General features: G+C 71.8%; 4 protein-coding genes. 2 read left to right on the top strand and 2 right to left on the bottom strand.

Annotated elements, in window-relative coordinates; genetic code table 11:
* Positions 1-8: 8 nt before the first annotated feature.
* Together AC3RJ7_RS05380 and thrC are read left to right on the top strand one after the other, a co-directional pair.
* Positions 9-10109 carry a hypothetical protein gene (locus tag AC3RJ7_RS05380; RefSeq protein WP_491454785.1) on the top strand — a complete coding sequence of 3367 codons (10101 nt, stop codon included), beginning with the start codon at positions 9-11 and terminating at the stop codon, positions 10107-10109.
* 124 nt (positions 10110-10233) lie between these two features.
* Complete coding sequence (gene thrC / locus AC3RJ7_RS05385; RefSeq protein ID WP_491454786.1) at positions 10234-11661, top strand: threonine synthase; 1428 nt, start codon at positions 10234-10236, stop codon at positions 11659-11661.
* A gap of 107 nt (positions 11662-11768) precedes the next feature.
* On the opposite strand, the gene AC3RJ7_RS05390 is transcribed toward thrC, so the two are convergent.
* On the bottom strand, positions 11769-12557 hold the full coding sequence (locus AC3RJ7_RS05390; RefSeq protein WP_491454787.1) for an ABC transporter ATP-binding protein: 789 nt from the start codon (positions 12555-12557) through the stop codon (positions 11769-11771).
* The gene (locus AC3RJ7_RS05395; RefSeq protein ID WP_491454788.1) at positions 12557-13372 is read right to left on the bottom strand and encodes an ABC transporter permease; all 816 of its coding nucleotides are present in this window, start codon (positions 13370-13372) and stop codon (positions 12557-12559) included. The genes AC3RJ7_RS05390 and AC3RJ7_RS05395 overlap by 1 nt, the downstream gene beginning before the upstream one ends.
* Positions 13373-13444 lie beyond the last annotated feature (72 nt).

The following is a 13444-nucleotide window of genomic DNA, read 5'->3' on the forward strand; positions in this document are numbered from 1 at the left end:
CTTGGGGGATGGCTATGCGCGCCCAGAACGTCCCGAACCGTTCGAACACAGAAGCAGATGCGAGGGGGCACCTGCATCGGCGACGCCGGGGGTACCGGAGCGGCTTCCGCGCCGTCGCCGCGGTCGGCGCCTGGGCGCTCGCGCTCACGGGCGCGGCGCAGGCGGCGTACGCCGATCCACTGGCCGACGACCCCGCCGACGTCGCGAAGCTCCGTGCGGGCATCGCGGCGTTCTCCGAGGTCGCGCTGGGCGACTACGAGGACGTCGGCCCGCTCGCCGCGCCGCTGCCGCTCGCCGACACCGCGCCGGGGGCGACGATCGTCGACCCCGGCGCGGCGATGCAGCTCGCCGACACGTTCGCCGCCGGCGTCAAGACCGCCCTGCTCGGTCTCGACCCGGTGGCGTCGACCGCCGACCTCGAGGCTGCGGTCGACGGCCTCGATGCCGACGTGGCGGGCACGCAGCTCGACGTCTCGACGGCGAACCTCGTCGACTCCGGCGAGACGCGCGGCTTCGACCTCACGATCCGTGCCTCCCGCACGGTCGACTCGCCGCTCGCGATCGTCGAACCCGACGGCCCCGGCGGCGAGCCGTTGCGGCTCGTCACCGCCGAGGCCGACCCAGCGCCCTACGAACTCGCGTTCGAGTTCTCCGGCGTCGTGCGCACCGATCCGCTCGGTCAGCGCTTCTGGCTCGACACGACGCAGGGCGAACCCGACGTGAGCTTCACCGCCGAGCTCGCGGGCGCCGACGAGTTCGCGTTCCCGGGCGGGTCCGCCGCGATCGGCGTCGGCGACGTCGAGATCCTCGACGGCAGCACCGTGGACGTCTCGGCCGAGTGGTCGGGCACCATCGACGACGTCAACGGGGACGGCCGGCTCGCGATGTTCGAGCCGCCGGCGTTCGATGGAGGCGAGGAGACGCCGGGCGAGCTCACGATTCCCGCCGAGCAGCTCACCGCCTTCGCCGTCGCGGGATCCGCGACCGCCGACCTCGAGTTCGGCTCGTCGCTCCTCGGACTGGATGCGGCCGACCCGCCGTCGCTCGTGCTCGACGCCGACCTCGCCACCGATCCCGACCTGCTCGCCGACCTCACCGCGAGCGACGGCGACCTCGCCGCGTTCGAGGCCTTCACCCGCATCGGACCGGCCGACCTCGTCTCGGGACTCGTGCAGTACGGCACGCTCCTGCGCGCGCTCCAGCGCCACCCGTCGGTCGACGCCGAACTGCCGCTGCTGAGCGGCACGCTCGCCGACCTCTACGACCTCGGCGGCGAGTTCGCCGCGCTCGCCGAGTCGCTCATCACCGTGACCCCGCCCTCGGGCGACGACCCGACCGACCCCGTCGACCCCGTGATCGAGGTCGGCATCACCACCGTGGGCGACCTCGCCGACGAGATCTCCGGCTCGATCACGGGCGCCGACGCCGACATCACCCCGGTCTTCGACCGCGCCGACGCCTCGGTGAAGCTCGACTTCGAGATCAGCACGCAGCTCGACGGCGTCCCCGAGGCGCAACTGCCGCCCGTCGACCCGAACCTGCCGCCTCCGCCGCCCGCGGCGCAGCTCGCGTTCGGCGACCAGCTGCTCGACCAGGTCGGGCTCCGCGGCGCCGCCGCCGGCGCGGAGAAGACGCCCGAGACGGATGTCGCGGTGGAGATCGACCTGCCCATCGTGATCGACCTCGCCGAGGCGTCGAGCGACGGCGCCGACGGCGCCGACGACCCCGCCACCGCCGTCGTCGAGTTCGAGGACCCGATGGTCTACGAGCGCTTCGAGACCGAGCTCGTCGAGGGCCCGGAGGTGCGACTCGCCCAGGAGGTCGGCGTCGACCTCGAAGGCGCCGGCCAGATCGGATTCGTGCCCGCCGCGATCACGGGCGACTACTCGCTCGAGCAGGACGGCTCGCAGGCGACGACCGAGGCCGACGTGGACCCCGTGTCCGGCGGCGACGCGTCGCCGCGACTGACCGACCTCCTCGGCGGCATCTACGAGCACGACGGCGACGCGCCGACCTATCCCGTCGCCGAGGCGACGCGCCACGCCGCCGTGAGCGCCGACCTCGTGATCGACGGACACGGCGCCGACGGGACGCAGCACCTCACGGCGGATGCGGGCACGGTCACCGTCTCCGGCACCGGCTTCGACCCGTCGGCCTACACCGCGAGCGGCGCGAGCGCCGAGATGGCACTGCTCCAGTCGCTCGACGTCGACACGTCCGCGCCCGATCGGCTGCTCGGCCGTGCCCTCGACGGCCTCGGCGCCGTCGTCGACGCGCTCGACTCCGTCGACGACGTCCTCGGCAGCGGCCCGACGGTGCCGTTCCTCAACCGCGGAATCGAGAGCCTGCTGCGAGACGTCACGGGCCTCAAGGCGGCGTACGACGGGTTCCGCGGCGGCGAGCTGCCCGTCGACCTCGCGGTCCTCGAGACCGAGCTCGAAGGCGCGCTCGGCCTCGACGTCGGCTTCCGGCTCCGCGACCTGGACGACGGCACGGACCTCGACCCGGTGCTCGTCATCGACCTGACGGGCGAGAAGTCCGCCGACCTCGACGTGCCGCTCTCGCTCGCCGATGCGAGCCTGCCGGCGATCGCCGGCACCGACGGCGCGGGCGAACTCCACGCCGAACTCGCCGCCGCGATGAACCTCGGCGTCGTGGTCGGCCTCGAACCGGGTGATGCGCCGAGTGAACCGCGGCTGCTCGACTCGAGCCGTCTCACCGTGACCGCCGAGGTCGCCGAGAGCTCGCCCGGCGCGACCCAGCTGGCCGTGCACCTCGGCCCGTTCGCCGCGCAGCTCGGCGACGCGGAGAACGAGACCGGCCGGATCGCCGTCGGCGTCGAGTTCGCGCTCAGCCGATCGGACGCACCCGATCCGGGCGACGCCTCCGAGGCACCGATGCCCGTCGCCGACTTCTTCGGCGGCACCTTCGGCTTCACCGCCGACTCGCCCGTCGACGGCGGCTACGAGTGCGCGGCGCCGGGGCAGGTCCCGGTCGCCGGCGCGTTCGGCTGCGCCGCACTGCCCGTGCTCTACGACCCGGGCACCGGCCTGCAGACGCTCAGCGGGGCACCGCGTGCGACGCCGAGCGCCGACGACTACCTGACCGTGGCGATCGACGACCTCACGAGCGCACCGACCGTGACCCCGCCGGCCGCCCTCGACTCGGTCCTCTCCACGCTCGACTTCAGCTTCGACAGCCTGACCGACGGCCTGAAGTCCATCGGCAAGCTGCTCGACCTCGCGATCCAGGCGAGCGAGATCGGCGGCCGGCTGCCCGTCGTCGGCGAGGACCTCACGGCGCTCGCCGACGGGCTCGCGGACGTGAAGGCGTTCCTCGACGACCCGCAGATCCCGGGCCTGCCCGGTGCGACCGTCGACGACGCCGTCTACGGCCCGCAGGGGATCCGCCAGGTGCTCGCCGACAAGCTCATCGCTGCGGGCGTGCTCCGCGACGGCGACTACGGCGCCGTCGGAACCTGGCCCGCCGAGGCCGCCGGCGACACCACGGTGAACGCGACCGACATCCGCGTCGTGGCCGTGTGCGACGACGGCGCCGGCGGCGAGGTCGTCTGCCCGGCCGGAGCCTCGCTCGCCGACCTGCTCGACCTCCGGATCGAGCTCGAGCTCGGCCAGGGCGCCCGCACCATCTCGGGCGACGGCTGCCCCGACGCCGCCACCTGCCCGGGAACCGCGGAGATCCCGCTGGACCTCGGCCTGCCCGGCCTGCCGCTGTCGCTCACCGGCAAGGTGAACGCGCAGGCGGGGTGGACGATCGAGCTCGGCTTCGGCATCTCCCGCGACGACGGCTTCTACCTGCTGGACAACCCGGTGCCCGGTACCGGCGCGGCCGACGCCGAGGCGGCCGACGGGCCGCAGGAGATCCGCGTGAACCTCGGCGCCCACCTCGCCGACGCGACGCCGATCGCCGGACGCATCGGCTTCATCGGCATGGAGGCGACCGACAACCTCGCCGGCAGCGGGGCGAGCGGGGCGAGCCTGACCGCGCAGCTCGGGCTCGTGGCCCCGAGCTGCGACGCGCTCACCGGCACGCCGTTCGCCGCCGGCATCGCGGCGCCCGGCGACCACTGCACGGGCGTCATCCCGATCACCTCGTTCCTCTCCGGGGAGATCGGCGACTTCCTCACCGAGCCGAGCATCACCGGAGGCATCCACCTCGATCTCGCGATCGACACGGGGATCACGAGCGGTGAGACCTACAGCACGGTCAACAAGACCCTGCCGAGCTTCACCGCGAACTTCGTGCTCGAGTGGACCTTCGACGGCGGCACGAGCACCGATCCGACGATCGAGCTGAACGACATCGGCGTGAAGGCCGGAGAACTGTTCACGAAGATGTTCGGCGAGGTCATCGACACGATCAACCCGATCATCGAGCCGATCGAGCCGATCCGCGAGTTCCTGTTCTCGCCGATCCCCGTGATCAGCGACCTCTCCGAGTTCTTCGACGGCCCACCGGTCACGATGGTCGATCTCGCGGAGCTGACCGGGGTCGTCGACGTCTCGCTCCTCAAGGACATCAACCAGGTGTTCGAGTTCCTCGAGCTCGCCAAGACGCTCGCGAACGGCGAGTCCATCATCCTCGTCGAGTCGCTCTCGCTCTCGGCGGACACGGCGCGCGAGGGAGCACCACCGACTCCCGATGAGGTCGAGGAGCTCTACGACGAGGACGCCGTGGAGGGCGAGGCGAACTCCGATGCGAAGAAGACGCAGTTCACCTCGAAGGTGAAGTCCCCGCTCGCCGAGAACGGCAAGGACGGCGACTTCGACGCGCTCGGTGCGTCGACGGGCTCGGGCGACGCCTCCGACTTCAGCTACCCGGTGTTCGACGACCCGTCGTGCCTCGTCGGGCTGCTGTTCGGCAAGGACTGCGCCGTCGTCGAGTGGCGGCCCGACCCCTTGACCGTGCACATGGAGTACACCATGAGCTTCGGTCCGTTCTTCGGGGTCCTGTACGTCACGATCGGCGGCGCGCTCGACGCGAAGGCCGAGATCGGCGCCGGCGTCTCCACGCGGGGCATCCGCATGCTCGGCGAGCAGCTCATCGGCGGCGACGGGATCACGCTCGACGCCGAGTCGATCGCGGCGCCGTTCCTGCAGAGCCTCTACCTCACCGACGTCGACGCGGAGGGCAAGGACATCGCGGAGTTCGAGGTCTCGGGCACCATCACGGCCGGCGCGAAGCTCGACATCTTCATCGCCGAGGCGGGCGTGCGCGGCGGCATCACCGCGACCTTCGGGCTCAACCTCAACGACACGCCGGAGGCCGACGGTCGCATGCACATCGACGAGATCATCGAGAAGTTCCCGACGCCGATCTGCCTCTTCGACATCGAGGGCAAGCTCGTCGCGTTCCTCGAGGTGTTCGCCGAGTTCGGCGTGTGCCCGTTCTGCTACTCCGACAGTTGGCGGCTCGCCGAGATCACGCTCTTCGAGTTCTCGTCGTCGTGCGCCGACAACGAGCCCGTGCTCGCCGAGGAGCTCAGCGGCTGGGTCGTGCTGAACGTCGGCCCGAGGGCCGGCGCGCGAACGGCGTTCACCGATGTCGAGAACGAGAGCTTCACGGTGCGCCAGATGGCCGCCGAACCCGACGGGGACGGCAAGTACCCGTTCATCGTGACCGCATTCGGCTACAGCCAGCCGTACGAGGGCGTCGGCGTCAAGCTCGACTCGGGCACCGGCAACGACTCGTTCCTCTTCTCGGGATCGGGCGAGGGCGCGCAGGCCGGCGAGGATCCGGAGAACGAGTCGAACGTCGAAGGCGAGACCCCGCCCGACGACCCGAACCGGTGGCCGTTCACGGCGCCGGTCGGCGAGGCGAAGCTCGGCACCGGCAACGACTCGATCGTGACCGGATCGGGCGACGACGTCGTGATCGGCGGTCCCGACGACGACACCATCACCGTCGGCGACGGTACGAACACCGCGTCGGGCGACGAGTCCGACGGCAGCGGCGAGGGCATCGACCAGATCACCGGCGGCGGCGGCACCGACACCCTGCGCGGCGGAGGCAGGAACGACGTCATCGACGGCGGCCTCGGCGGCGACACCATCCGAGGCGACGCGGGCAACGACACCCTGCGCGGCGGCAAGGACAAGCTCAAGGTGCCACCGGGGGCCCCGCTGCCGGAGGGCGTCTCGAACGAGATCGACGGCATCGACACGATCATCGGCGGCGCCGGCGACGACACCGTGCTCGGCGGCTCGGGCGACGACGTGCTCTACGGCGACCAGGAGATCGCGAACGAGGTGAGCGACGAATCGCCTGCGGCCCAGTCCGGCGACGGCAACGACCGCGTCGAGGGGGAGGGCGGTGCCGACCGCATCTACGGCGGCGGTCTCGACGACCTGCTGTTCGGCGGCTTCCGGCTCGTCGCGAGCGGGGTCGACGACTCGGCCGACCGCATCCAGGGCGGCGACGGCGCCGATCAGGTGTTCGGCTCGAACGGCGCGGACCTGCTCTACGGCGGGCGCGGGGCCGACACGGTCGACGGCGAGGCCGGCGCCGACGAGGTGCACGGCCAGTCCGACGCGGATCCGGTCCTCGAGGGCGGACCCGACGACGATCGGCTCTGGGGCGGCCCGGGGGCCGACACGATCGCCGGCGAGGCGGGCGACGACGAGCTGATCGGCGACGGCGACGGCGCCGTCGACGCCACCATGGGCGGCGACACCGCCGACGGCGGCGACGGCCTCGACATCGTGCTCGGCGACAACGGCACGGTCGACGGCAGCCCCGGCGCGTGGGTGGCGCACCCGAGCGAGACCGTCGGCGTCGGCGACCCGTCGCTCTCCGGCGGGGCCGACCGCGACCTCGTCTACGGCGAGGGCGGGGCCGACGTCGCCTACGGCGGTTCGGGCCGTGACCTCGTGCACGGCAACGGCGGTGCCGACCACGTTTCCGGCGAGACCGGCGACGACGAGGTCTGGGGCGACGGCGAGGCCGACTTCGGCTACGGCGGACCCGGTGCCGACGTCGTGTTCGGCAATGCCGGCGGCGACCAGCTGCACGGCCAGGAGGGCATCGACCTCATCGTCGGCGGTCACGACGATGCGACGGGCGCCGACGCGGGCGACACCATGTATGGCGGACCCGACGACGACCGCACCTTCGGCGACGACGTCACGATCGACCCCGACGGAGGGTTCAACGGGGCGTTCGATCCCGGACGCGACGCCCTCGACGAGGTGACCTTCGAGCCGTCGCTCGTCGTCGGCACCTACGGCGACGACATCGGCGACGGCGGCACCGGCCTCGACGAACTGCACGGCCAGGACGCCGTCGACCGCCTGTACGGCGCCGACGACTACGACCAGCTGTTCGGCGAACTCGCCGGCGACCACCTGGTCGGCGGGGCCGATCCGGATGACATCGTCGGCGACCAGGGCACGATCGCACCGCCCGCCCGGGACGTCGCGCCGCCCTCCGGCGGCTGGAACCCCGGCACGCCGAAGGGCTCGCCCGAGACGGTGATCGCGCTCGTCGCGCCCACCACGGGCGGTGACGACTCGATCTGGGGCGACTTCGACACGGCGGATGCCCCGTGGCCGACGGGCGGCGACGACCGGGGCTTCGGCGGGCACGGCACCGACACCCTGCGGGGCGGCTCGTACGACGACCACCTCGAGGGCAACGGCGGCCAGGACCGCATCTTCGGATTCGACGAGGAGAGCGACCACACCGCCGACGACTCGAACGACGGCGCCGACGACCTGATCGGCGGTTCGTCGCCGGTCAACCCGCTCGCCGATCCCGAGGGGTTCGACCACGCGCTCGACGAGGGCGAGGTCGAGATGCAGGGCAACGGCGCCGACGACGTCATGACCGGTGACAATGCCGTGCTGACCCGCCACGCCGACCCCGACGACCCGGACGCGTGGCAGACCGACCCGGTCACGGGCGGCGTGTTCCGCGAGGTGACCCTGCTCGACACCGACAAGACGGGCGCCGACCTCGACGAGGTCTCGGGCGGCGACTACATGGAGGGCAACGACGAGAACGACCGCATGTTCGGCGAGGGCGGCAACGACCTCGTGAAGGGCAATGCCGAGGACGACCTCGTCGAGGGCAACCAGGACGGCGACTGGCTCGAGGGCAACCAGGACGAGGACGACCTCATCGGCGGGTCGAGCTTCCCCGACCAGCCCGACGCGGGTGACGTCCTGTGGGGCGGCGGCGGGGCCGACGTGGTCGCGGGCGACAACGCGTGCGTCGTGCGCGACGTGCCCGGCGTCGACTTCGACCCGAGCTCGTGCCCGGCCCTCGACGACCCCGCGCCCGACGAGTTCCACTACGTCACGAGCCAGCTCGGCGTCGAGACGCGGCGCGGCCTCGTCTACCACGACCTCGACGGCCCGTTCCCGAGCGAGTTCGGGCGCGACACGCTGAACGGCGGGTCGGGCGTCGACGCCGAGTTCGGCCAGGACGGCGGTGACGCGCTCTTCGGCGACGGCGGCGCCGACTTCCAGCACGGCAACGGCGACGCCGACGTCGTCGTCGGCGACCGGCCGGTCGACGCCTACGACGAGATCGCCCTTCCGGTCGAGGTCGGAGGCGTGCTCCCCGCACTGCCCGCCGTGCCCGGCGGGCTGCCGGGCGCACCGAGCACGGGCACCGACCTCGTCGGTGCGGCGCAGGCCGACGGACAGGACGACCAGTTCGGCGGGTCGAACCTCGCCGGCCACCGCGACACGGGCGACTGGCTCTTCGGCGACGGCGAGGCCGACTTCCAGCTCGGTGACAACGGCGAGCTGAACCGCACCGTCGAGGGTGAGGGCGACGACGCCGCCTACGCGGTCTACGAGGAGCGCTACCCCGACAACGACCCGCCCGACGACGGCTCGGCGGTCATCGAGCGCGAGGTCACGCGCTACGACGTCGGCGCTGCCGCGGCGGCGGGCGTCTGGGGCGCCGACCTGATCTTCGGCGGCAACGGCACCAACCCGCTGATCTCGGCGGGTGCCGGCGACGGCGACGACAGCCAGTGGGGCCAGGACGGCGCCGACACGCTGTTCGGCGAGGACGGCGACGACGACCAGTACGGCGAGCTCGGCGACGACACCATGTGGGGCGGCGCGGGCGAGGACGCGATGGTCGGCGACCGCGGAGGCGTGCAGACGCGCTTCGTCGAGGTCGACGGCGGCGACGCCGACGATCCCGACATCCTGACGCACACGAGCCAGGGCCCTCCCGGCATCAACCTCGGCGGCCCCGACTCGGGCGAGCAGGACGCGGTGCTCCACCCCTTCGAGGCGCACCCGCTGTACCGCGGCACGTCGCTCACGCACGACCGCGACGGCTCGGTGCTCGAGAAGAACGGGCACGACGCCGGCGGCGCCGACCGCATGCGCGGCGGGCCAGGGCACGACTCGATGCACGGCGGCGAGGGCGCCGACCTCATGAACGGCGACTCCGGTGGCGACTACGCGTTCGGCGACGACGGTGCCGACGTCATGTGGGGTGGTCGCGGCGACCCGGCGGTCGGCAGCCCCGACCTCCCGGGCCGCAACGACCCCGGCGAGAACGGCCAGTGGATCGACGTGATGTTCGGCGGCCACGGGGCGAACAACCGCGAGGCCGGCGCCGACATCCTCGACTACCAGCCGCGGCCGGGCACCGACCCCGACGACTGGCAGAAGATGGTGGCCGCCTACGCCGACACCTCGCCGGAGAACACCGGGTCGGAGACGCGCCAGCACCACCACGGCACCGACTGGCTGTACGGCGGCTGGGACCGCGACGTGCTGCAGGCGGATGTCTCGGCGAACGGACCGAACGACGGCGACAAGCTGCTCGACTGGAACGGCGCCTACAACCTCTACACGGCGTGCAACGCGGCGTACGGCGGCTGGAACGACGTCCGCAAGCTCGACCCGAACAACCTGCTCGGGCTCGAGAAGATCGCCTACGTCACCGGCGCCCGCGCCGACTTCGACGGCGCGCCGACGCTCCAGGACGTGCAGTCGGCGAGCGGCTCGGCCTACCGCGAGGCGGCGATCGTCTACACGAAGGACCTCAAGGACAACTCGGGCAAGGCGTTCGCGTCGACACCCGGTCACTTCGAGAACTTCATCTGCGACACCGACTGAGCTCGGGGGAGAGCGCGGACGCCCGGGCCCGGGACAGCCCGGGCGTCCGCGTCACCCGCCGTCGCACGCGGCCGATCCTCGGTACGATCGAAGCTCACCCCCGCACGATCTCCAGAGGAGCGCCGTGAAGTACGTCTCGACCCGAGGCGGCATGCAGCCGTCGCCGTTCGCCGAGATCCTGGTCGAGGGCCTCGCGCCCGACGGCGGGCTCGTGGTCCCCGAGACGGTTCCGGCGGTGTCGGCGGCCGAGCTCGAGGCCTGGCGGGGGCTCGACTACGCCGGCCTCGCGATCGAGGTCATCGGCCGCTACGCCGAGGGCGTTCCGCGCGAGGACCTCGAGCGGCTCTGCCGTGCCGCGTACGACCCGGCGGTGTTCGGCGGCGACGAGATCGTGCCGATCCGGCGCCTCGACGACGAGCTCGCGCTCGTCGGGTTGAGCGAGGGGCCGACGCTCGCCTTCAAGGACATGGCGATGCAGTTCCTCGGCCAGGCCCTCGAGTACGCGCTCGCCCACGACGGGGCGACCCTCAACATCCTCGGGGCGACGTCGGGCGACACCGGCTCCGCCGCCGAGTACGCGCTTCGCGGCAAGCGCGGCATCGCCGTCTTCATGCTCTCCCCGCAGGGGCGCATGAGCCGATTCCAGCGCGCGCAGATGTACTCGCTCACCGACCCGAACATCCACAACATCGCCGTCGCCGGCGACTTCGACGACTGCCAGCACCTCGTGAAGCAGATCGCGGGCGACGCGGACTTCAAGCGGCGGTACCGCATCGGTGCGGTCAACTCGATCAACTTCGCGCGGGTGTGCGCGCAGATCGTCTACTACGTGTGGGCCTGGCTGCGGGTCACCGATGCGCTGCCGGTCGACGAGCGCGCCGCCCGGCGGATCGACGTCACGGTGCCCTCGGGCAACTTCGGCAACATCTTCTCGGGCCACCTGGCGCGTCGCATGGGCGTGCCCATCCGCCGGCTCGTCCTCGCGACGAACGAGAACAACGTGCTCGACGAGTTCTTCCGGACCGGCGTCTACCGGCCTCGTGCGGGGGAGGAGGCGCTCGCGACGTCGAGCCCGTCGATGGACATCTCGCGAGCCTCGAACTTCGAGCGCTTCGTCTTCGAGGTGCTCGGTCGCGACCCCGAGCGCCTCCGCGAGGCGTGGGCGGGCCTCGAGCGCGACGGGTTCCTCGATCTCTCCGCCGAGCGCGGCCGCTTCGCCGACGAGTTCGGCTTCGTCAGCGGTTCGAGCACCCATGCCGACCGGGTCGCCGCCATCCGCGAGACGCACGAGCGCTACGGCGTCGTCGTCGACCCGCACACGGCCGACGGGCTCGCCGTCGCCCGTCGCCACCTCGATCGAGGCATCCCGATGCTCGTGCTCGAGACGGCGAAGCCGGCGAAGTTCCCCGAGATCGTCGAGGAGGCGATCGGTCGCGCCCCCGAGGTGCCCGCGCACCTGCGCGAACTGCTCGAGGCGCCGCAGGTCGTCACCGAGGCGGAGAACGACGCGGCCGCGATCCGCGCGATCATCGAGCGCGACGCGCTCGCCTGATCACCGGTGAGTGAGCGTCGTCGCGACGAACGAGCGCGGTTCGCGGCGCTCACTCGTCGCGAACGCGCGCGCTCCGCGGGCGGATGTCGCCGCGAGTGCCGCCCGCGCTACTTCTTCGTGCCGTAGTCGCCGTTGTAGCGCGCGAGCACCTCGTCGATGGGGGCGTCGAGTGCGAGCCGCCCCTTGTCGAGGTAGAGGCCGCGCGTGCAGAACCGGCGCAGGTCGCGCTCGTTGTGCGAGACGAAGAACAGGGTGCGTCCGCCGGCGAGCAGTTCGTCGATCCGCCGGTAGCACTTCTCGCGGAACGCCGCGTCGCCGACGGCGAGCACCTCGTCGACGAGCAGGATCGGCTCCTCGAGCTGGGAGATGACGGCGAACGCGATGCGCACCTTCATGCCGCTCGAGAGGTGCTTGTAGGGCGTGTCGAGGAAGTCGCCGATCTCGGCGAAGTCGATGACCTCGTCGAACTTGGCGTCGATCTGCGCCCGCGTCATGCCGTGGAGTCCGGCGGTGAGGTAGACGTTGTCGCGCACGGTGAGATCGCCGACGAACCCGCCGGTGATCTCGATGAGCGGCGCGACGCCGCCCGTGATCTCCACCGTGCCCTCGTCGGGCAGCATGACCCCGGCCACGAGCTTCAGCAGGGTCGACTTGCCCTGGCCGTTGCGGCCGACGACGCCGATCGCCTCGCCGGGCCGCACCTCGATCGAGACGTCGCGCAACGCCCAGAACTCGCCGGGCCGCGTGCGACGGCGCTTGCCCGCGAACAGGTCCTTGAACGAGCGCCGGCCGCGCCGGTTGCGGCGGAACCGGATGCCGAGGCCGTCGGTGCGGATCGCCGTCGGCTGCCGCGCCGCGGACGAGCCGGAGGAGACGGCGGTGGTGGCTTCCGTCATCAGATCTCCTTCAGCACGCTTCGCTCGCACGAACGGAACACCCAGAGCCCGAGCGCGAGCAGCGCGAGCGACATGCCGGCCGACACCGCGACGGCGAACCAGTCGAGCTCGCCCGGGAAGAACCCCGCACGGTACAGGCTGAAGATGCCGGTCAGCGGGTTGAACGCCGCCCACGGGCGCAGGTCGGGCGGCAGGTTCGAGACGCCGTAGACGATGGGGGAGGCGTAGAAGAGGAAGCGCAGGACGAGCTTCACCGCCCGCTCGAGGTCGCGGAAGAAGACGACGAGCGGCGCGACGATGAGGCACACCGCGACGGTGAGCAGCGCCTGCAGCGCGATCGCGAGCGGGAACAGCACGAGTTGCCATGACGCCGAGGCCTGGAACACGACCGCGAAGAGCACGAGCACCGGGATCGCGAACACGAACTCGATGCCCTTCGCGAGCACGATCCGGTTCACCCAGATCGTGCGCGGGATCATCGTCGAGCGCACGAGCTTCGCGTCCTTCAGGAATGCGCGCGTCGAATCCGAGACGGCGCCGTTGAACCACATCCACGGAAGGAGCGCGGACAGCAGGAACACGATGTACGGCTCGGTGCCGGTGAGCCGCTGGAACACGACCGTGAACACGAAGTAGTAGATGCCCGCCATGAGCAGCGGGTCGAGCACCGACCACACGTAGCCGAGCACCGAGGTCGAGTAGCGCACCTTCAGGTCGCGCGTCGTCAGCAGCCAGAGCGCGTGCCGGTACCTCGCCCACGGGGTCCGCTGCAGCGGATGGGCGTCGCCGTAGGCGACCGGTGCGGTGCTCGTCACGCATCTCATCGTAGAGGGAGCCTCGGGGTAGATTTGATGCCGACGGGTGGCGACGTGCCGAGCCCGGTCGAG

The sequence above is a fragment of the Agromyces solani genome (genome assembly GCF_058349925.1).